Origin of the sequence: Nonomuraea sp. B19D2 (assembly GCF_040137845.1) — a bacterium.
Lineage (GTDB): Bacteria > Actinomycetota > Actinomycetes > Streptosporangiales > Streptosporangiaceae > Nonomuraea.
This window is the reverse complement of the sequence record NZ_JBEFAK010000004.1, coordinates 104,396-124,331: the sequence shown is the minus strand read 5'-3', so window position 1 is coordinate 124,331 and position 19,936 is coordinate 104,396. Positions and strand designations below refer to the sequence as shown.

General features: G+C 71.1%; 19 protein-coding genes. 8 read left to right on the top strand and 11 right to left on the bottom strand.

All coding sequences use genetic code 11. From position 1 onward, the window contains the following. Positions 1-58 precede the first annotated feature (58 nt). Both cysC and ABN273_RS09885 read left to right on the top strand, forming a co-directional pair. Positions 59-1,273, top strand: coding sequence for an adenylyl-sulfate kinase (gene cysC, locus ABN273_RS09890; protein ID WP_349448377.1), 1,215 nt, complete (start codon positions 59-61; stop codon positions 1,271-1,273). Beyond that, positions 1,270-2,145, top strand: a complete 876-nt coding sequence (locus ABN273_RS09885) for a sulfite exporter TauE/SafE family protein (protein ID WP_349448376.1) — start codon at positions 1,270-1,272, stop codon at positions 2,143-2,145. The genes cysC and ABN273_RS09885 overlap by 4 nt, the downstream gene beginning before the upstream one ends. Here ABN273_RS09885 and ABN273_RS09880 read toward each other — a convergent pair. Further along, on the bottom strand, positions 2,090-3,163 hold the full coding sequence (locus tag ABN273_RS09880; protein WP_349448375.1) for a glycoside hydrolase family 26 protein: 1,074 nt from the start codon (positions 3,161-3,163) through the stop codon (positions 2,090-2,092). The genes ABN273_RS09885 and ABN273_RS09880 overlap by 56 nt on opposite strands. A 259-nt stretch (positions 3,164-3,422) precedes the next feature. Between ABN273_RS09880 and ABN273_RS09875 the strand changes: the two genes are divergently transcribed. The 6 genes from ABN273_RS09875 to ABN273_RS09850 are packed head-to-tail and all read left to right on the top strand — an operon-like array spanning position 3,423 to position 9,968. Then, entirely contained in the window at positions 3,423-4,703 is a 1,281-nt protein-coding gene (locus ABN273_RS09875) for a Wzz/FepE/Etk N-terminal domain-containing protein (RefSeq protein WP_349448374.1), read from the top strand. Between the two features lie 8 nt (positions 4,704-4,711). Further along, positions 4,712-5,980 carry a hypothetical protein gene (locus tag ABN273_RS09870; protein WP_349448373.1) on the top strand — a complete coding sequence of 423 codons (1,269 nt, stop codon included), beginning with the start codon at positions 4,712-4,714 and terminating at the stop codon, positions 5,978-5,980. Further along, a complete protein-coding gene (locus ABN273_RS09865) occupies positions 5,977-6,873 on the top strand; it encodes a hypothetical protein (protein WP_349448372.1) in 897 nt (298 codons plus the stop codon). Before ABN273_RS09870 ends, ABN273_RS09865 begins: the two co-directional genes overlap by 4 nt. Then, the gene (locus ABN273_RS09860) at positions 6,870-7,724 is read left to right on the top strand and encodes a sulfotransferase domain-containing protein (RefSeq protein ID WP_349448371.1); all 855 of its coding nucleotides are present in this window, start codon (positions 6,870-6,872) and stop codon (positions 7,722-7,724) included. Before ABN273_RS09865 ends, ABN273_RS09860 begins: the two co-directional genes overlap by 4 nt. Continuing rightward, the gene (locus tag ABN273_RS09855) at positions 7,721-9,058 is read left to right on the top strand and encodes a lipopolysaccharide biosynthesis protein (protein ID WP_349448370.1); all 1,338 of its coding nucleotides are present in this window, start codon (positions 7,721-7,723) and stop codon (positions 9,056-9,058) included. Before ABN273_RS09860 ends, ABN273_RS09855 begins: the two co-directional genes overlap by 4 nt. Positions 9,059-9,074: 16 nt before the next feature. Next, positions 9,075-9,968: a sulfotransferase gene (locus ABN273_RS09850; RefSeq protein WP_349448369.1), complete on the top strand. Its 894-nt coding sequence runs from the start codon at positions 9,075-9,077 to the stop codon at positions 9,966-9,968. Here ABN273_RS09850 and ABN273_RS09845 read toward each other — a convergent pair. The 10 genes from ABN273_RS09845 to ABN273_RS09800 form a co-directional block, all read right to left on the bottom strand. Further along, the gene (locus tag ABN273_RS09845; protein ID WP_349448368.1) at positions 9,958-10,872 is read right to left on the bottom strand and encodes a WecB/TagA/CpsF family glycosyltransferase; all 915 of its coding nucleotides are present in this window, start codon (positions 10,870-10,872) and stop codon (positions 9,958-9,960) included. The two genes, ABN273_RS09850 and ABN273_RS09845, sit on opposite strands and share 11 nt — an antisense overlap. Before the next feature lie 167 nt (positions 10,873-11,039). Next, positions 11,040-11,939: a glycosyltransferase family 2 protein gene (locus tag ABN273_RS09840; RefSeq protein WP_349448367.1), complete on the bottom strand. Its 900-nt coding sequence runs from the start codon at positions 11,937-11,939 to the stop codon at positions 11,040-11,042. Beyond that, positions 11,936-12,832 carry a sulfotransferase family protein gene (locus ABN273_RS09835; protein ID WP_349448366.1) on the bottom strand — a complete coding sequence of 299 codons (897 nt, stop codon included), beginning with the start codon at positions 12,830-12,832 and terminating at the stop codon, positions 11,936-11,938. Before ABN273_RS09835 ends, ABN273_RS09840 begins: the two co-directional genes overlap by 4 nt. A gap of 89 nt (positions 12,833-12,921) precedes the next feature. Next, positions 12,922-14,184 carry a sulfate adenylyltransferase subunit CysN gene (gene cysN, locus ABN273_RS09830; protein ID WP_349448365.1) on the bottom strand — a complete coding sequence of 421 codons (1,263 nt, stop codon included), beginning with the start codon at positions 14,182-14,184 and terminating at the stop codon, positions 12,922-12,924. After that, positions 14,184-15,098, bottom strand: a complete 915-nt coding sequence (cysD, locus tag ABN273_RS09825) for a sulfate adenylyltransferase subunit CysD (RefSeq protein ID WP_349448364.1) — start codon at positions 15,096-15,098, stop codon at positions 14,184-14,186. Before cysD ends, cysN begins: the two co-directional genes overlap by 1 nt. Positions 15,099-15,117: 19 nt before the next feature. Then, entirely contained in the window at positions 15,118-15,882 is a 765-nt protein-coding gene (locus ABN273_RS09820) for a 3'(2'),5'-bisphosphate nucleotidase CysQ (protein WP_349448363.1), read from the bottom strand. Continuing rightward, positions 15,882-17,321 carry a sugar transferase gene (locus ABN273_RS09815; protein ID WP_349448362.1) on the bottom strand — a complete coding sequence of 480 codons (1,440 nt, stop codon included), beginning with the start codon at positions 17,319-17,321 and terminating at the stop codon, positions 15,882-15,884. The genes ABN273_RS09820 and ABN273_RS09815 overlap by 1 nt, the downstream gene beginning before the upstream one ends. Positions 17,322-17,585: 264 nt before the next feature. After that, positions 17,586-18,170 carry an aminoacyl-tRNA hydrolase gene (gene pth, locus ABN273_RS09810; protein ID WP_349448361.1) on the bottom strand — a complete coding sequence of 195 codons (585 nt, stop codon included), beginning with the start codon at positions 18,168-18,170 and terminating at the stop codon, positions 17,586-17,588. Between the two features lie 65 nt (positions 18,171-18,235). Then, positions 18,236-18,850 carry a 50S ribosomal protein L25/general stress protein Ctc gene (locus tag ABN273_RS09805; protein WP_349448360.1) on the bottom strand — a complete coding sequence of 205 codons (615 nt, stop codon included), beginning with the start codon at positions 18,848-18,850 and terminating at the stop codon, positions 18,236-18,238. A 100-nt stretch (positions 18,851-18,950) separates the two neighbouring features. Further along, positions 18,951-19,928, bottom strand: coding sequence for a ribose-phosphate diphosphokinase (locus ABN273_RS09800; RefSeq protein ID WP_349448359.1), 978 nt, complete (start codon positions 19,926-19,928; stop codon positions 18,951-18,953). Positions 19,929-19,936 lie beyond the last annotated feature (8 nt).

Below are 19,936 nucleotides of genomic sequence, written 5' to 3'. Positions count from 1 at the left end.
ATCAATCGGTAGACTCCTTTCCTACCAATTCAATCGGAATAGTTGGGATGTTGGAGACGTGGAGTGGACCCCCGACGCGCGCGAGCTGGCCGATCTCGAGCTGCTGCTGTCCGGCGCGTTCGAGCCGCTGACCGGGTTCCTCGGCCACGATGACCTCCACGCGGTGCACGAGCAGGGCACGCTCGCCGACGGCACCCCGTGGCCCGCGCCCGTCACGCTCCACCTGCCCGCCGACGTCTCCCCCGGCGACGAGGTCACGCTGCTCGACCCGGAGGGCCTGCCGCTGGCCGCGCTCACGGTGAGCGCCCACGGGCCCGACGGGCTGACCTCCGGCCCCGTCAAGGGCCTCGGCGCGCCCGAGCACGGCCCGTTCGCGCGCCTGCGGCGCACTCCGGCCGAGGTCAGGGCCGAGCTCGGCGGCCGTCCCACGCTCGCCGTCACCATGCGGGGCCCTCTCGACGACCTCTCCGAGATCGTCGCCACCGCGAAGGAGCTCGACGCGGTGATCATGCTGCTCCCCCTCTCGTACGGCGAGCCGGGCCCCGCGGTCGTACGCGCCGCGCTCCGCGCCAAGGAGAAGCTGCCCGAGGACACGATCGTCGTCTCCGTGCCCCTGGCGCCCCGCGACGAGCCCGAGATCGACCTGGAGCTGCGCGAGCACGTCGCCACCGCCTACGGCGCCACCGAGCACCTGGCGGGGCCCGACCCCGTGCACATCCCCGGTCCCCCGCACCGCCGGGGCCTCCTGGTCTTCTTCACCGGCCTGTCCGGCTCCGGCAAGTCCACGATCGCCCGGGGCCTGCGTGACGCGCTGCTTGAGCTCGGCACCCGCACGGTGACCTACCTCGACGGCGACGTCGTACGCCACCTGCTGTCCAAGGGCCTGACGTTCTCCAAGACCGACCGCGACCTGAACATCCGCCGCATCGGCTTCGTCGCCGCCGAGGCCGCCCGCCACGGCGGCCTGGCCATCTGCGCGCCCATCGCCCCCTACGCGGCCACCCGCGAGGAGGTGCGCGAGATGGTCGAGTCGGTCGGGGCGGACTTCCTGCTCGTGCACGTCGCGACGCCGCTGGAGGAGTGCGAGCGGCGCGACCGCAAGGGCCTGTACGCCAAGGCCCGCGCCGGGCTCATCCCCGAGTTCACCGGCATCTCCGACCCCTACGAGGAGCCGGACGACGCCGACCTGGTGATCGACACCACGCACATCTCGATCGACACGGCCGTCTCCCAAGTGCTGGGGGCCCTGAAGTCCGGAGGATGGGTTCGTTGATCGATTTTGCCTTGATCGGCGGGTCCTTCCTCGTCGCGATCGTGGTCGGGCTGACCGGGATGGGCGGCGGGGCGCTCATGACGCCGATGATGATGCTGTTCTTCAACGTCCCGCCGCTGGCCGCGGTCTCCAGCGACCTGGTCGCCTCGGCCGTGATGAAGCCGGTCGGCAGCTTCGTGCACCTGCGCCGGGGCACGGTCAACCTGCGCCTGGTCGGCTGGCTGTGCGCGGGCTCGGTGCCGGCCGCCTTCTGCGGGGTGTTCCTGGCCCGCGCGTTCGCGGTCACCGACGCGGTCAAGTACGCGCTCGGCGTGGCGCTCCTGCTCGCCGTGGCGGGCATGGCACTCAAGAGCTGGCTGGGCGGTCGGGGCGGCACGTCGAGCGCGCACGAGATCGTCGTGCGCCCAATTCCGACCCTACTGGTCGGTACGGTGGGCGGATTGGTCGTCGGCGTCTCGTCCGTCGGATCCGGATCGCTCATCATCGTGGCCCTGCTCGCCCTCTACCCGGCGCTCAAGGCCAACCAGCTCGTCGGCACCGACCTCGTACAGGCCGTGCCGCTGGTCGCCGCCGCCGCGCTCGGGCATGTGCTGTTCGGCGACTTCAAGCTGGACCTCACGGTGTCGCTGCTCATCGGCTCGATCCCGGGCGTCTACCTCGGCGCCAGGATCTCCTCGCGCGCCCCCGGCGGCCTGATCAGGGCGCTGCTGGCCATCGTGCTGCTGGCCTCCGCCCTCAAGCTCCTCGACGTGAGCAACACGCTCACTGTCTGGGCTCTTGTCGGGGCCACGGCTGTCACTGTCGTCGGGTGGCGGGTCAGGGCCTCGGGACGGGCGTCGAGCGGAAATAGGGATCTCGAGCCAGCTCGCTGAACGCCCGGCCGGCCCCCGTACCGGCGTCGAAGCTGGTGTCCCCGCGCGGCGCGTGCGGCGAGTCGAAGTACAGCAGCGCCTTGATCTGCGGATATCGCTTGATCTGCCGCCGCACCGACTCGAAGAACGCCCGCTTGAACGACGGGTCCTCCGCCCGCTCGAACACCCCCCACTCGGCCACCATGACCGGCTTGCCGGGGAAGCGCGCCTGCATCCACCGGTAGAACCCCGGCCAGTCCGGATATTCCTTGCGGGTCTTGTTCACCAGGCCCTCGAAGTCCTCCACCCGCCCGTCGGCGTACGGGTCCATGGCCACCCAGTCGACCACGTCGTCACCCGGGTAGAGGTCCTCGAACCACGGCTCGGCCGCCCAGTTGGGCGCCCCCATGTAGGTCATGACCATGACCGCGTTCTTCACGCCCTCGGCCCGCAGCCTGAGCACGACGTGCCGGAACATGGCCGCGTAGTCGGTGGCCTGCATGCCCGAGCCCGACGCGGCGTCCACGTCGTTCTCCGGCTCGTGGTGGAGGGTGAGGAAGAACCGCTCGGGAAAGGTGCGCCTGAGGTATCCGGCCAGCCGGTCGATCCTGGCGTCGAGCGCCCCGTCGGCGATCTCGGCCCAGGTGCGGTCGAACGACGGCTTCCAGTTGATCATGAGCAGCCGGGGCCTGGCGGGGTCGCGGGCCATCCTGATCTCCGCGTCGGTGGGGAACAGCTCGCTGCCCCGGTGGTAGACGTGCACCACGTCGGCGGAGGTCCCCATGCGCGCCTCCGCGCCGCGGAGGGCGTGTTCCACCTGGGCGCCGGTGAAGACCTCCGGCGCGATGCCCCACCAGGCGCCGCAGGACGGGATGAGCCTGGAGGTCGCCGTACAGGACGGCGAGCCCGAGGCGTCCTTGACCGCTACGGGCGGCCGCGTGTTGGAGCCCTCGGCCGTGGAGCAGGCGGCCAGCACCGCGATAACGACCAGAATGACCGCGGCGTTCGTGGTGGTATGAGAAATTCCCCGTAGCTGCAAAGCCTTTCAACCCCCTCCTCGAATGACCCCCGCCTATCAACCCTGAACCTTGCCATGTCATTCCTGGAACTTCAGCCAGTGTGCCGAGTCTCTCCAGCTCACAGCGAACAAGAGCGGACAGAATTTCCGGACATTTCAATTCATAGACGGCTTTACCTTGTGCCCGTACTGGAGAAAATCTTGGGTATTCGGCTTCGCTGATAATCGTCCGCCCTATAGTGGGCGCACATCTCAACGCATTTCCAGGAGACCCTCCCCCATGAGCTCCGGCACGGACCTGGACGAGCACCTTTCGCTGCTGCGCAGGCGATGGCTGCTCCTGCTGGGCTGCCTCGTGTTCGGCGGCACGGCCGGCCTCGCGCTCATGCGGCTCACGCCGCCCTCCTACACCGCGACCACGCAGGTGCTGGTCATGCCGGTCGGCTCGCAGGAGCCGGCCAACCAGGTGACCAGCCGCCAGCGCGAGCCACTCAACCTCGACACCGAGGCCCAGATCGCGCAGTCCGCCGTGGTCGCGACGCGGGCGGCCAAAACGCTGGGCGTCGAGAGCCCCGAGCCCGCCGAGGTCTCGGTGCCGCCCAACTCGGCGGTGCTGTGGATCTCGGTGACCGCCTCCGACGCCGAGGTCGCGGCAGCCCAGTCCCGCGCGTACGCAGAGGCATACCTCGCCAACCGCCGCGAGAGCACGCTGGCCGCCCTGGGCGAGCAGCAGCGGGCCGTGCTGGCCAAGCTCAAGCAGGTCAACGCGGCCATCGACACGGTGATCAAGCAGCTCGGCGGGCTGGCCAAGGGCAGTGCCGAGCACGCGATCGCCGCCCAGCGGCAGAGCGTGCTCAACCGGCAGGCCGCCGGGCTCGCGCTGAAGTACGACGCGCTCAGGACGGTCGCGGTGACCCCCGGCACGGTCATCAGCCAGGCCACGCCGCCGTCCGCGCCCGCCTCCCCCAGCCTGCCGCTCTACCTCGGGACCGGGCTCATGGCCGGGCTGCTGGCCGGCTCGGCCGCCGCCTACGTCCGCGACCGGCTGGACAGGCGGCTACGCACGGCCGCCGACGTCGGGCGGCTGACCGGCCTGCCGGTGCTGGGCGACCTGTCGAGCCCGCGCGAGCCCGGCGCGGCCCACGAGCTGGCCTGCGCCCTGGTCGCCGCGTGCCCCGGCAAGCGGCTGCTGGTCAAGGCGCTGCCCGCCGGCCTGCGCGACTCGACGCAGGCCGACCCGGTGGCCGTCAGCGTGCCGCTGACGGTGCTCGACGGCTCCGACGTACGCGATCTGGCCAGGGCGGACGCGGCCCTGCTGCTGGTCGGCCTTGGCCAGGTCACCTCCGACCAGGTCACGGCCGCCGTACGCCAGCTGGGCAGGCACGACGTGCCGATCATCGGCGTGGTGACGGCGACCGACGCGCTGCCGTTGTTCGTGCCCCTGCTCGAGCCGCGTACGCACACCCCGCTCGGCAAGCTGGTCGCGACCGGTGAGCTGGAGGTGGCCGAGACCACGCCCATGCAGGCGATGCACCCGCGGCGCCCCGGCCAGCCGACGTGAGGGGGGCCGTGTGGCCGATCACGGCGCTGCTCGTCGGCTATCCGGTGTGGTGGGCGCTGGGGTTCGGCGGGCTCTCGGTGATCGTGCTGGCGGTGCCGATGGCGATGGTGCTGTGGCGGCGCCGGCCGATCAGGGTGCCGCGCGGGTTCGGGCTGTGGCTGCTGCTGCTCGCCGGCTACCTGGTGAGCGGGCTGATGCTGACGGAGATGCCGCCGGACACGTACGGCGACTTCGGGCCGGGGCGGCTGATCGGCTACGTCATGCGGCTGGCGCTCTACGTGGCCATCCTGATCACGGTGCTCTACCTGGGCAACCTGACCGAGCACGAGCTGCCGCAGCTGCGCCTGGTGCGCATGCTCGGCGTGCTGTTCGTCACGACGGTCGCGGGCGGGCTGCTCGGCGTGTTCCTTCCCTCGTTCGCGTTCACCTCGCCGATGGAGCTGCTGCTGCCCGACTGGGTGGCCGGCAACTCGTTCGTCCAGAACCTCATCCACCCCACCGCCGCCCAGACGCAGAAGGTGCTGGGCTTCGCCTCGCCGCGGCCGGAGGCTCCCTACGAGTGGGCCAACGCGTGGGGCAGCAACGTGTCGGTGCTGCTGGTGTGGTTCGTGGTCGGCTGGTGGGTGTACGGCGGGCCCCGGCAGAAGGCTTTCGTGGCGGCCGTGCTCGCCCTGGCCGCGATCCCCATCGTCTACTCACTCAACCGGGGCCTCTGGATCGGCCTGGGCCTGGCCCTGGCCTACCTGATCGTCCGGCTCGGAGGCCGCACCAGGATGGCGCTCTGCGGGGCGGCGGCGGTGGCGGCGACGGTGTTCGCGCTGAGCCCGCTCGCGTCGCTGTTCGCGCAGCGACTGGACAAACCGCACTCGAACGACATCCGGGCCTTCACCGTGTCGGCCACCGTCGCGGCCGCCGCGCGCTCGCCGATCATCGGCTACGGCAACACGCGCAACGCCATGGGCAACCATCGCACGATCACCACGGGCCGGACCCAGTGGTGCGAGGGCTGCGGCCACCCGCCGCTGGGCAGCGACGGGCAGCTCTGGCTGCTGCTGATCACGCAGGGGTTCACCGGGGCGGCGCTCTACGTGGCGTTCTTCCTGGGCGCGATCCGGCGCCACTGGGGTGACCGCAGCCCCATCGGGCTGGCCGGGGTGCTGGTGATGGGGCTGGTGCTGCTCTACATGTTCATCTACGACGGGCTGGTGACGCCGCTCAGCCTGTATCTCATCTCGTTCGCCCTGCTGTGGCGCAACCATCTGGGAGACGTCTCGTGAACGACGCCGCCATCCGGCTCGGCTATCTCGCGGAGACCGTGCGGCTGCTGTATCCGGGGCCGGGGTCGCCCCGGCCGTACACCGTGCTGCCGCACGCCGCCGTGCCCCGGCGGCTGGTGCCGCGCCGCTGGTGGCATCCGTGGTCCTCGGTCATGGTGCCGGGCGAGGGGTCCATCGCCGCATACCTGAGCGAGGTCTTCGGGCGGCCCGTCGAGACCGTCCTGCACGTGCGTCCGGCGCTGCGGGCCAACCGCAAGCCCATCCTGGAGGCCCGTTCGGGCGGCCGGCGGCTGGCGTTCGTGAAGGTCGGCGACAGCGCGCGGGCGCGCTCGCTGATCACCACGGAGGCGGCGGCACTGCACAGGCTGGCCGGGCTCTCGCCGGCCACGTTCGCCGCGCCGGAGGTGCTCCACCACGGCGTCTGGCGCGGGCTGGCGGTGCTGGCGCTCTCGCCGCTGCCGGTGCGGCGCGGCCGGGTGCCCCGGCCGCTGCTGATCGAGGCGGTCAAGGAGATCGCGGGCACCGGAGGCCCGTGCGCGGCCTGGCACGGGGACCTCTCGCCCTGGAACATGTGCCCGTCCGCCGACGGGCGGCTGCTGGTGTGGGACTGGGAGCGGTACGAGGTCGGCGTCCCCTACGGCTTCGACCTCGTGCACCACTTCTTCCAGCGGGCGCTGCGCTCGATGGCCCCGCCGGTCGCGGCGCGGGCGTGCGTGGCGCGGGCCGTACGCGAGCTCGCGCCCCTGGGGTTGTCGGCGGCGGTGGCCAGGCAGACCGCGGTGCGTTACCTCATCGCGCTGGCCGACAGGCACGCCGTCGACGGCCACGCGCCGCTCGGACCGCCGGAGACCTGGCTCAATCCGGCCGTCGACCACGAGGAGCTGCTCACATGAGGGCGATGAAGCAGTCGGTGCTGTCGTTGTCACGCGCCACGGGACGGCTCACGTCGGGGGCGCGGGTGCTGCCGTCGTTCCTGATCGCGGGGGCGCAGCGATCCGGCACCACCTCGCTGTACCGGGCGCTGGCGCAACATCCGCTGCTGCTCAAACCGGTGCTGCACAAGGGCGTGCACTATTTCGACGTCGGCTACTGGCGGGGATTGCCCTGGTATCAGGGGCACTTTCCGCTGCGGATGAGCGCGGGGCTGGTCGAGCACCGGTACGGCTCGCGGGCGCTGGCCTTCGAGTCGTCCCCCTACTACCTGTTCCATCCGCTGGCCGGCGAGCGGATCGCGGCCGACCTGCCCGGCGTTCGGCTGATCGTGCTGGTGCGGGACCCGGTGGAGCGGGCGTGCTCGGCCCACGCGCACGAGCTGGCCAGGGGGTTCGAGACGGAGTCGCACTTCGAGTCCGCGGTCGAGCTCGAGCCGGCGCGGCTGGCCGGGGCCGAGGAGCTGCTGCGCGGCTCGCCCTTCGCCCTGCACCACTCCCACCAGCACCACGCGTACCTGGCCCGCGGGCGCTACGCCGACCAGCTCGACCGGCTGGAGACGCTGGTCGGGCGCGAGCGGATCCTGGTGCTCGACAGCCACCGCTTCTTCGCCGAGCCGGAGACCGTGTACGACCAGGTGCTGGAGTTCCTCGGCGTGCCGCATCTCGGTTATCCGGTGTTCGAGCGGCACAACGGGCGTCCCTCGCCACAGCCGGTGCCGCGCGAGCTGGGGCGGACGCTGCGGGACCACTTCGAGCCGTACGACGCGCGGCTGGTGCGGTGGCTGGGTGGTGAGCCGTCGTGGCGGCGATGACCGCGAGCCTTCGGCGGGGCGGGATCGCGGGGGTCTCCGGGGCGGCCTTCGGAGCTTTTGCGCAGTTCGTCCTCGTCATGGTCGTGACCAGGGCGTTCCCTCCCTCTGACGCCGGCGTGTTCTTCGCGGCGACCGCGCTGGCGCTCATGGCGGCCGGGATCGCCAAGCTGGATGCGGGGAACGGGCTCGTGTACTTCATCGCACGGGCGAAGACCTACGACTACCTCGGCATTTCCGGATATATCCGGGCAGCCCTGGTGCCCTGCGTGGTGGTCTCCTGCCTGGCGGGGGTGCTGCTGTACCCGCGGCTGGGTCCGGTGGCCGCGGTGCTGCCGGTCATGGTGGTGGGCGATGTGCTGCTGGCGGCCACCCGCGGGTTCGGGGCCATGCGGCCCACGGTGCTCGTCGACGGGGTGCTGGTGCCCTGCTCCCAGCTCGTGCTGGTGGCCGTGGTCTGCGCGACGGACGCGGTCTCGTGGTTGCCGGTGGCCTGGGGGGCGCCGTACGTGCCGGCCATGGTCCTGGCCTGGGCCGCGCTGCGCGGACGGGCGCCGCGGACGCCGTACCTGCCGGGCACGGCGCGCGACCTGTGGCGGCACACGGCTCCCCGCTCAATGGCGGGGGCCATCCAGGCGGTGTTCCAGCGGCTGGACATCGTGATCGTCGCGCTGCTCGCAGGTCCGGCGCAGGCCGCCGTCTACACGGCCGCCACCCGGTTCAAGGTGGTCGGGCAGCTGGCGAACCAGGGGCTGGCGCAGGCCGTACAGGCTCGGCTGGTCGCGGCGCTCGCGAACGGGGAGCGGGCCCGGGCCGGGGAGCTGTACCAGGCCGCCACGCTCTGGCTGGTGCTGCTGACGTGGCCGGTGTGGCTGGCGTACGCGGCGCTGGCGCCGTGGCTGCTACGGCTGTTCGGGCCCTCGTACGGGTCCGCGGCGCCCGTGGCGCTGGTGCTGGCGGGCACGATGATGGTGGCCACGGCCTGCGGGATGGTGGACGTGGTGCTGACGGCCGCGGGCCACACGGGCACGAGCCTGCTCAACCTGGTGGCGGCGATCACGTGCACGGTGGCGCTGGACGTGGCCCTGATCCCCGTCCACGGGGCGTTCGGGGCGGTGCTCGGCTGGTCGGGCGGGATGCTGGTCAAGAACCTCCTCCCGCTGTGGCAGCTCCACCACCGCTACGGCCTCCACCCCTTCGGCCGCCACACCCTGACCGCTCTGCGAGGGAGCGCCGTCGCCTGGACTGAGGAACGCAGGGAGCGAAGCGACCGGAGTGACGAGGGAAGGCGACGGCTCCCCAGCGACCGAGCCGCCTCCACGGAGTGGAGGCCATGAACGCGAAGGCTGTCCTGTGACGGGAGCTCCTGTGCTGGTGACGGGCCTGCCGAGGAGCGGGACGAGCTGGGCGGGCAAGATGCTCGCCGCCGGAGGCGACCTGGTCTACGTCAACGAGCCACTCAACCCGCAGCACCCGCCGGGCCGCTGCCCCGGGGTGCTCAGGGCCTCCGTGACCCACAGGTTCCAGTACATCTGCGACGACAACGCCGCCGACTGGTTGCCTGCCTTCCGCGACACCGTGGCCCTGCGCTACCGCTGGCTCTCCGAGCTGCGCGCGAACCGCTCCCCGTACGACCTGGCCCGGCTGCTCCGCTACGGCGCCGCCTTCTCCTTCGGCCGGCTGACGCGGCGACGGGCGCTGCTGGACGACCCGTTCGCGGTGCTGAGCGCCGGCTGGTTCGCCGCTGCTCTCGGGTGCCGGGTGATCGCGCTGCTGCGGGATCCGGTGTCGTTCGTGGCGAGCTGGCAGCGGCTGGGGTGGACGGTCTACTTCCACGAGCTGCTCGAGCAGCCGCTGCTGGTACGCGACCACCCCGAGCTGCTCGAGCTGCGTGCCCTCGTCGGCTCCCAGGACCGTGTACTGAAGGCGGCCCTGCTGTGGCGGGCGACCCGTACGGTCCTGACCCGCACTCCCGGCATCCTCATCGCCTCGTACGAGTCGCTGGCCGCCGACCCGCTGGGCGGTTTCCGGCGCCTGTACGACTACGCGGGCCTGTCCTGGACGCCTGCCGCGGAGCGCCGCATCACGCGGGCCTGCACAGGGCCGTCCAGGGGCGGGACGGGGTTCGCCTGGTCGGGCCTGTCACGCACCGCCTTCCGGCCCATGGACTCCCGCCGGGCGCTGGACGACGCGGCACGGGGGCTCAGCTCCTCGGATGCCGCCCGCGTACGCGACCTCACGGCCTGACCCGGCGGGCCAGGCAGGCGGCCAGCAGCCGTGCCGCGAACGGCAGGTCGTCCACCAGATAGCGGCGCGCCAGCCGCCCCGGCTCGCAGAGCAGCCGGAACGCCCACTCCAGCCCTATCCTGCGCATCCATCCCGGCGCCCTGGAGACCGTCCCGGCGGCGAACGCGATCGCCGCCCCGCAGCCCAGGAACCATGCCTCCGGCAGTTCCTCCCTCAGGTCGGCGATGAGCCGGTCCTGCCGGGGGAAACCCAGCCCGACGAACACCACCCGCGGCCGCGCGGCCACCACCTTCCTCCGGACCCTCGCGCTGCCCTCGGGGGTGGCGTCGAAGTGGTAGGGCGGCGCGTGTACCCCGCACACCTTCAGGCGCGGGTGGCAGCTCGTGAGCTCGTCCGCGGCCTTCCGCGCCACGCCCGGGGGGCCGCCGAGCAGGTAGACGGGCCAGCCGCGGCGGGCGGCGAGCTTGCTGAGCGACCAGATGAGGTCCGCGCCCGTGACCCGCTCGGGCACCGGGGTGCCGAGCAATCTGGCGGCCCACACCAGGGGCATCCCGTCGGTCACCACCAGCTCGGCGGTGCACACCAGCTCTTTGAGCGCGGGATCCTTGGCGGCTGCCCGGCAGATGTCGATGTTCGGGGTGACGATCCGCCCGCCCCTCCCGGCCTCCAGCTCGGCCTCCACCCACCGGACCACCTCGTCCTCGGTGAGCGCATCCACTCCGATCCCGCCCACCTGCACCCGCCGCTTACCCGGGACGGCTGCCCGCACGTGCTCTGGACCGGCGGCGGGCGTCTGGGGACTCGGGTGCTCGTCCGTGTCCGGCGCCGCCTGAGCGCTCGGGCCGGGTCGACGGCCGGTGGCAGCGGCCGTGGGGCGCGCGTGCGGTGCGTCCGTGAGCGGCACAGGCGACGCGTCCGTGAACGGCGCGAGCGACGCGTCGTCACGCGGTGCCTCGCCATGCGAGGTATCCCCGGGCGGCGCCCCGTCCCCGAGCGTTATGGCCGGGAGTGGGCCTGTGTCCTCGGGGTGGCGTTGCGGTGGGACGGGTGGCGTGGTGGTTCTCGGCGGAGTCAAATGCCGTGCCCCCTACGGTGAAGGGCGGAAAGGATCATTGGCGCGGAGACGAGGCCGGCCGCCACCGCCAGGGCGATCGGGGCGCGTGGCTCCCCCGGACGGGTCGCCAGGGCGCGAAAAGCCCAGCGGGTGGCCTCGCGGCGGTGGCCGAGTGCCGCGTGGCCGAAGGCCAGCTGACCGTAGACCCGCGCCGCGCCGCGCGGATCCACGGCCAGTTCGGGGTGCCGGGCGAGCATCCAGTCGAGCCCGGCAATGCGGTCCGCCCAGCGGGCGACATAGTGGGACGCGCCCCAGCGAACCCGGACGAGCGGGCGGTCCACATACGTGAGCGGTTGCCGCTTGGCGGCGCGCAGGGCCAGATCCCAGTCCTCGTTCTGGCCGTTCGGCGCGCTCTCGTCGGCCCACAGGGCACCGCGCTCGAACAGGAACGTCGACGAGTGCACCATCACCATCCGCGAGCGGACCAGGTCGTCCGCGGTCACCGTGTCGCGACCGGCCAGGCGGGGCACGCGGCGGCGCTCCCGTACGTACTCCACCTCGATGCCGCAGCTCGCGAACGCGCCGCCCCGATCACGCAACGCCCGCACCTGGGCGGCGAGCTTGCCGGGCAGCCACAGGTCATCGTCGTCGCAGAAGGCGACGAGGTCGGTGTCGCAGGCCGCGATGCCGGTGTTCCTGGCACCGGGGAGGCCGGGGGTGCGCGCGTTCGACACGACCTGGACGGAGGGCGGCACGTCGACGTCCACCGGGGCGACGCCGTCGGCCACCACCACGACAGACAGGCGCCCCGGGTAGTCCTGGGCCAGCGCCGACTCCACCGCCTCGCGCAGTTGCGCCGCCCGGTCGCCTCTGGTCGGGATCACGACGCCTACCGAGGGGCCCGCCGAAGGGGTCACGGCGCCTCCCGGTAGCCGTACCGGACCCTGAGCGGCCACGTGAGCGCGTCGACCACCCGCCGGTCGCCGTCGGGCAGCCCCCTCACCCACGAGTCGTCCCTGCGCAGCTCGACCCGCCCCACGAGGAAGCGCATCGGGTTGCCAGACGCGGTGTGGGAGGGGCCGAGCCAGGCCGTGCGGTCGTCGAGGAACGGCCGGTCCGGCTCTGTCAGGCCGAGGCTGAGCGCCAGTGCGGCGATCGTGGGTCCGGGAGCGGCGAGCAGGTCCTCGTAGCGGACCCTGGTGACGCGGGCCCCGCGCCCGGGCAGGAGCTCCAGAGCGGTGTTCTGGGCGGTCCAGTGGATCGCCGTGCGGGCGGGGCCCCACTGGGTCATGGGCCGCCCGTCCTCAGGGCGCTGCACGGTCCTGGCCCAGGAGTGGGCGACGGCGCGCGGGTCCCTGACCACGTGGACGATCCGTACGTCCACCCCGCCGGCGACCAGGCAGCAGGCCAGCGACGCGTGCTTGCTGGAGTCGATCACGACCGGGGCGCCGGTGGCCTCGTACAGGAGCCGGTACGCCTGCACGTACTCGGCCAGCTCCGGGTGCGCGATGCGCGGGATCCTGCGGGTGCGGTCGACCCTGCGCCGCAGCGTCAGGACCCTCCTCACCAGCGCATGGGTCCATCCGCCGAACGCGCGCTCCCCCACCTGCCGCCAGAAGGGACAGACGGGAAACGGTGTGCCGCACCCGCAGAGCTCCTCCGCGAGCACCCCCCTCTCCCATAGGTGCACTACCTCCCCAAGCGCGACCACGCCGGGCAGCTCGCCCAGGAGCCTCTCGAGCAGTGTTGTGCCACTGCGTCCGAGGCCGCCCAGATAGATGACCCGGGTGGTGGTCGCACGGTCGGTCACGGAGGAGGGCCTTCACGTCGTGAACACGTAACGCGATGACTCTAGCGCGGAGAGTAATCAGGGGGTCGGCGAACCCCGAAAAGATCTACCTAGGTGGCGTCGATGACCATGCCGGCGCCGACGGTGCCGTTGGTGGCCTCGTCCACGAGGATGAAGCCGCCGGTGAGCCTGTTACGTGCGTAGTCGTCCACGAACAGCGGCTGCGTGACCCGCAGCGACACCCGGCCGATCTCGTTGAGGCCGAGCGACGTCGCCTCCTCGTCCCTGTGCAGGGTGTTGACGTCGAGCCGGTAGTGCAGGTCGCGCACCAGGGCGCGGGCCGTACGGGTGGTGTGCTTGATCGTCAGCTTGGAGCGCGGCGTCAGCTTGACCCCGTCGGCCATCCAGCAGACCATCGCCTCCAGCTCCTGCGCGGCCCGCGGCTGGTTGTTGGGCCGGGCGATCATGTCGCCGCGCGAGATGTCGAGGTCGTCCTCGAAGCGCAGCGTCACCGACATGGGCGGGAACGCCTCCTCGACCGGCCCGTCGAAGGTGTCGATCGAGGCGATGCGCGTCGTGAGACCCGACGGCAGGTGCACCACCTCGTCGCCGGGCTTCAGCACGCCGCCCGCCACCTGACCCGCGTAGCCGCGGTAGTCATGGAAGGCGTGCTCGGTGGCCCGCTGCGGGCGGATCACGTACTGGACGGGGAAGCGCACGTCGACCAGGTTGCGGTCGGACGCGATGTGGACGTTCTCCAGGTGGTGCAGGAGCGACGTGCCGAGGTACCAGGGCATGTTCTCGGAGCGCGAGACCACGTTGTCGCCGTTGAGCGCGGAGATCGGGATGAAGGTGAGGTCGGCGACGTTCAGCTTGGACGCGAACGCCGTGAACTCCTCCCTGATCTCCTCGAACCGCTCCTGTGAGTAGCCCACCAGGTCCATCTTGTTTACGGCCAGCACCAGGTGGGGCACCCGCAGCAGCGTGGTCAGGAACGCGTGCCGCCGCGACTGCTCCAGCACGCCCTTGCGCGCGTCGATGAGGATGATGGCCAGGTCGGCCGTGGAGGCGCCGGTGACCATGTTCCGGGTGTACTGGATGTGGCCGGGCGTGTCGGCGATGATGAACTTCCGCTTCGGCGTGGCGAAATAGCGGTACGCCACGTCGATCGTGATGCCCTGCTCCCGCTCGGCCCGCAGGCCGTCGGTGAGCAGCGACAGGTCGGTGTATTCGGTGCCCCGGTCACGCGAGGTCCGCTCAACCGCCTCGAGCTGGTCCTCGAAGATCGCCTTGGAGTCGAAGAGCAACCGTCCGATGAGGGTGGACTTGCCGTCGTCGACGCTTCCCGCAGTGGCAAAGCGAAGAATGTCCATTAGAAGTAACCTTCCCTCTTCCGGTCCTCCATGGCTGCCTCCGACGAGCGGTCGTCGGCCCTCGTGGCGCCGCGCTCGGTGATCCGGGTGGCCGCGATCTCCTCGATGATCTCCTCGACCGTGGCGGCCGTGGACTGCACGGCGCCCGTGCAGGTCATGTCGCCCACCGTGCGGTAACGCACCACGGCCTCGAACAGCGGCTCGTCGTCGCCGCGCTGGACGACGTCGGAGTCGGGCAGCAGCATGCCGTCGCGCTCGAACACCTTGCGGGTGTGGGCGAAGTAGATGGAAGGGATCTCGATGCCCTCACGCCTGATGTAGTCCCAGACGTCGAGCTCGGTCCAGTTGGACAGCGGGAAGACGCGGATGTGCTCGCCCTTGCGGATGCGCGAGTTGTAGAGATTCCACAGCTCGGGGCGCTGGTTCTTCGGGTCCCACTGGCCGAAGTCGTCGCGGAAGGAGAAGACCCGCTCCTTGGCGCGGGCCTTCTCCTCGTCGCGGCGTGCGCCGCCGAAGACAGCGTCGAACTCGTGCTCCTCGATCGCGTCGAGCAGCGTGGTGGTCTGCAGGCGGTTACGCGAGGCGCGCCGCCCGGTCTCCTCCACCACGCGTCCGGCGTCGATGGACTCCTGCACGCTGGCCACGATCAGCCGCGTGCCCAGCTCGGCGGAGCGGCGGTCGCGGAAGTCGATGACCTCGTCGAAGTTGTGGCCCGTGTCCACGTGCATGAGCGGAAAGGGGATCGGCGCCGGCCAGAACGCCTTCTCCGCGACGCGGAGCATGACGATCGAGTCCTTGCCCCCGGAGAAGAGCAGACAGGGACGCTCGAACTCGGCCGCCACTTCACGCATGATGTGAATGGCCTCGGCCTCGAGCACGTCGAGCTGCGACGTCGTGTAGTCGCGCTGGAGCATGGGCGCTTCCTCCGGCGGTTTAGCGGTGCAGGTCCCGAATCCCGGCCAGCAGCGATGCCGCTAGCTCAGGTAGGGAAACCAGGATATCCGGTAGTGACGGGTCGGCTTGGTTGTAGGTCAGCTCTGAGCCGTCGATGCGGCTCGCGTGAGCCCCGGCGGCCAGGGCCACGGCGACAGGTGCGGCGGAATCCCACTCGTACTGACCCCCGGCGTGTACGTACGCCTCGACCTCGCCGGTGAGCACCGCCGAGATCTTCGCCCCGGCGGACCCGATGGGAACCAGGTCGGCACCGACGAGGTAGGCCAGCTTCTGCACGAACTCGGGCGGCCGCGTGCGGCTCACCGCGATGCGGAACCGCCCCCCGTCATAGGAGGGCGGCTTGGGCGCGGCGGCCGTGGTCAACGTACGGCCCTGGGCGGGCAGCGCCACCGCGCCCGCGGTCAGCCTGCCGCCTTCCCACAGCGCCACGTGGACGGCCCAGTCGGACCTACCTTCCTCGGAGAACTCCCGGGTGCCGTCGAGGGGGTCGACGATCCAGACCCGGGACGCGCCGAGCCTGCGCGGGTCGAGCCGCTCCTCGCGTGTGGCCTCCTCCGACAGCACGCTGTCACTCGGCCGGAGCCTGGCCAGCGACTCCATGAGGAAGACGTGGGAGGACCGGTCGCCTTCGGCCCGCAGCGCGGACGGGTCGGCGAAGCCGATGCGCTCGCGAACCCGCAGCAGCCGCTCACCCGCCTCGGACGCCAGATCAGCGGCGAGGGCGTGGTCGTCGCGAATCGTCATCAATATGCTCCTTGCCCGCGGGCGACGGCCGACCAAGTTTTCCACAGGATCTGGAGGTCGAGCGTGAGGGACCAGTTCTCCACGTAACGCAGGTCGAGACGTACGGATTCCTCCCAAGATAGGTCAGATCTACCACTGACCTGCCACAGTCCGGTCAGCCCGGGTCGTACGAGGAGCCGTCTGCGCACGTCATCACCGTAGCGGGCCACCTCGTCGGGCAGCGGAGGACGGGGGCCGACGAGCGACATGTGACCGAGCACGACGTTGATGAGCTGGGGCAGCTCGTCGAGCGAGTGGCGGCGCATGAGCGTGCCCAGCGGCGTGACCCGTGGATCGTTCCTAATCTTGAAGAGCACGCCCTCGCGGTCGCTGACCAGGGTGATCTTCTGCTGCTCCGAGCCGCGCCGCATGGTGCGGAACTTCAGGATCGTGAACAGCCTGCCGTCCCTGCCCACCCTGGTCTGCCTGAACAGCGCGGGCCCCGGACTCGTCATGCGTACGGCCACCGCCAGCCCCGCCAGCACGGGCGCGAGCAGCACCAGGAGCACGGCCGCGACGAGCCGGTCGAAGACGTTCTTGACCAGTTGCCTGGCCCCGGCCAGCTCGGGATGCTCCACGTGGAGCAGCGGGAGCCCGGCGACCGGTCTGATCATGGTGCGCGGCCCGGCCACGTCCATCAGCGCGGGCGCCACCACCAGCTCGGTGTGGGTGCGCTCCAGCCGCCAGGCCAGCCGCCGCAGCGCCCGCCCGTCCATCTCGGGACAGGCCAGCACGGCCACGGTGTCGGCGGCGAGCTGCTCGACCACGATCGGCACGTCGCTGAGGTCGCCCGCGACGGGCACCCCGCCCACGCGGTCGCCCGGCGTGCCGCCGGGCAGGCAGGCGGCCACGACGTCCATGCCGTGGTGACGCTCCTTCTGGAAGAGCCGCACCAGCTCCTCGACCGAGGCCGCGTGGCCGACCGCGACGACCTTGCGCATGCACTCCCCGGCCGCCCTGCGGCGGTGCAGAGAGCGGCGCAGGGCGTATCTGAGGACCAGCGTGAGCAGGGTGACCAGCGGCAGCGCGAGCACGACGTAGCCGCGGGCGACGTCGGTCTTGGTGACGTAGGAGCCGATGGCGGTGCCCGCGGTCAGCGCCACACCCGCCTGCACGACCCTCCGGAACTCCTCGGAGCCGACGCCGAGCATGCGCGGCTCATAGGCCCGGTTGAGCGCCACCGCGCACCCCCACACCACCGGCAGGGCCAGGCTGACCAGCAGGTACGGCAGCACGTACGGCGTGAACCCGCCGAACCGCACGTAGAAGGCGATCCCGGCCCCCGCCCCCGCGCCGCAGAGGTCGGCCAGCACGGCGCGCAACCGGTAGGAGCGGACCCAGGACGGCGTGCGCGGGCCGACCCGCCAGGAGGCCCCATGGCCAGGTCTGACGACGGTCATGAGTCCCTCATCGCGCACACGTGCCTCCAGGTGACCGTTCGTCAACGACGCGGGCCCGACGGCCGGAAGACGGCAGCCCCGACATGGCGAACCACGCCTGATGCGGTTGCGATGACAGACCACAAAGCCGTACCCCGGCCAGGCCGGGTGCGTTCGATCCCGCAACCGTGTCACCGAGCGTAACATACCCGCCACGAAGAGGTATGTGGTTCCTCTCGAGTCAGAGATCGTGGCCGCGGAGCGGGTGGAGAGCCGGTGCGGCGATCAGCGCGGAGGGCCCGAAATGTGGAGATCAGCCCGGTGGAAGTCGTTCTGCGTGGTCTCCAGGCCGCGGGTCATCAGCGACTCCACGACGTCGGCCGCCCGGTCCACGAGAAAGGGCAGGTCCTTGCGCTCCATGGTGGCGAAGTCCCTGAGCACGAAGGAGGCGGGGTCCATGCGCCCGGGCGGCCGTCCGATGCCGAAGCGGACGCGCAGGTAGTCGCGGGTGCCGAGGACCTTGGTGATCGACTTGAGCCCGTTGTGGCCGTTGTCGCCGCCGCCGAGCTTGGCCCTGAGGGCGCCGTACGGGACGTCGAGCTCGTCGTGGACGACGATCAGCCGGTCAGGGCCGATCTTGTAGAAGTCGGAGAGCGCCTTGACGGGCCCGCCGGAGAGGTTCATGTAGGTGAGGGGCTTGGCCAGGATGGCCGTGCTGGTCTCGCACACGTCGGCCCTGCTCTTGTGCGCCTTGAACCGCCCGCCGGCCCTGGCGGCGAGCTCGTCGAGCACCATGAAGCCCGCGTTGTGCCTGTTGCCCGCGTATTCGGGCCCGGGATTGCCCAGTCCGGCGATCAGCCAGCGATCCATTTACACCCCCTCACAGCGGAACGGGGCGGCTCGAGTCCGGCCGCCCCGTTCACGAATCGGACCCGTTACTCGGCGGCCGGGGCCTCTGCGGTCTCGCCCTCGGCGGCGGCCTCGGCGGCCTCGGCGGCCTCCGCCGGCGCCTCGACCGGCTTGGCGATCACCTGGAGCACGACGGCCTCGGGGTCGGCGGCCAGCGTGGCGCCCTGCGGCAGCGCGAGCTGCGCGGCGGTGATGGAGGTGCCGACCTCCAGGCCCTCGACGTCCACCTCGACGCCGGTCGGGATGTGGGTGGCCTCGGCCTCGACGGCGACGGCGACGAGCTGCAGGTCGAGCAGGCCGTCGGAGTGGACGTCGCCGACCGTGGTGACCGGGATCTCGACGGTGACCTTCTCGCCGCGCTTGACCAGGAGCAGGTCGACGTGCTCGACGAAGCCCTTGATCGGGTCACGCTGCACGCCCTTGGGCAGCGCCAGCTCGTCGACGCCCTCACCCTTGAGGTGGATCAGCACGTTGGGCGTGCGGAGCGCGAGCAGAACCTCGTGGCCGGGCAGGGTCAGGTGCTTGGGGTCGATGCCGTGCCCGTAGAGAACGGCGGGCACCTTGTCGGCGCGGCGGATCTTGCGAGCGGCGCCCTTGCCGAACACGGTGCGCGGCTCGGCGGCGATACGTACTTCAGACACGACATCTCCTAGGGATGCTCTGGGGATCGGTGTGTCGGCGCCCACCCTCACCCGCCCTAGCGGAAGGCGTTACGAGCGCAACCGTGCCAGTCTACTCGTTTCAGGTGTCACCCTCGAACAAGCTCGTGACCGAGCCGTCCTGGAAGATCTCGGTGATCGCGCGCGCGATGAGCGGCGCGATCGACAGGACCGTCAGCTTGTCGAACCTGTTGGCCTCCGCCAGCGGCAGCGTGTTGGTGACGATGACCTCGGAGATGCGGGAGTTCTTCAGCCGGTCGACGGCAGGGTCGGAGAAGACCGCGTGGGTCGCGGCGACGATCACGTTGGTGGCGCCCTGGTCATAGAGGGCGTCGGCGGCCTTGCAGATCGTGCCGGCGGTATCGATCATGTCGTCGATCAGCACGCAGGTGCGGCCGCGTACCTTTCCGACGACCTCGCTGACCTTCACCTGGTTGGCCACGTCGAGGTCGCGGCGCTTGTGGATGAACGCCAGCGGCGTGCCGAGCGTGTCGGCCCAGCGCTCCGACAGGCGCACGCGCCCGGTGTCGGGTGAGACGACGGTCGTGTTCTCCAGGTCGAGCTTGTTCTTGAGGTAGCTCTCCAGCACCGGCATGGCGAACAGGTGGTCGACCGGGCCGTCGAAGAAGCCCTGGATCTGCGAGGTGTGCAGGTCGATCGACATGAGCCGGTCGGCGCCCGCGGTCTTGAACAGGTCGGCCATCAGCCTGGCCGTGATCGGCTCGCGGCCGCGGCCCTTCTTGTCCTGACGGGCGTAGCCGAAGAACGGCATGACCACGGTGATGCGCTTGGCGGAGGCCCGCTTCAGCGCGTCGACCATGATGAGCTGTTCCATGATCCACTGGTTGATGGGGGCGGTGTGGCTCTGGATGACGAAGGCGTCACAGCCGCGTACGGACTCCAGATAACGGGCGTAGATCTCGCCGTTGGCGAAGTCGATCAGCTTGGTGGGGGTCAGGGAGACGCCGACGTGCTCGGCGACCTCCTCAGCCAGCTCAGGATAGGCCCGGCCGGAGAAGAGCATGAGGTTCTTCTCGCCCGGTTGTTTGATGCTGGTCATGAGCCCTC

Bases quoted from the DNA above. Each gene is read 5' to 3' on its own strand.
- cysN (WP_349448365.1), bottom strand. From the start codon at position 14,184: ATGGACATTCTTCGCTTTGCCACTGCGGGAAGCGTCGACGACGGCAAG.
- cysD (WP_349448364.1), bottom strand. From the start codon at position 15,098: ATGCTCCAGCGCGACTACACGACGTCGCAGCTCGACGTGCTCGAGGCC.
- ABN273_RS09815 (WP_349448362.1), bottom strand. From the start codon at position 17,321: ATGACCGTCGTCAGACCTGGCCATGGGGCCTCCTGGCGGGTCGGCCCG.
- ABN273_RS09820 (WP_349448363.1), bottom strand. From the start codon at position 15,882: ATGACGATTCGCGACGACCACGCCCTCGCCGCTGATCTGGCGTCCGAG.
- ABN273_RS09855 (WP_349448370.1), top strand. From the start codon at position 7,721: ATGACCGCGAGCCTTCGGCGGGGCGGGATCGCGGGGGTCTCCGGGGCG.
- ABN273_RS09860 (WP_349448371.1), top strand. From the start codon at position 6,870: ATGAGGGCGATGAAGCAGTCGGTGCTGTCGTTGTCACGCGCCACGGGA.
- ABN273_RS09875 (WP_349448374.1), top strand. From the start codon at position 3,423: ATGAGCTCCGGCACGGACCTGGACGAGCACCTTTCGCTGCTGCGCAGG.
- pth (WP_349448361.1), bottom strand. From the start codon at position 18,170: ATGGATCGCTGGCTGATCGCCGGACTGGGCAATCCCGGGCCCGAATAC.
- ABN273_RS09800 (WP_349448359.1), bottom strand. From the start codon at position 19,928: ATGACCAGCATCAAACAACCGGGCGAGAAGAACCTCATGCTCTTCTCC.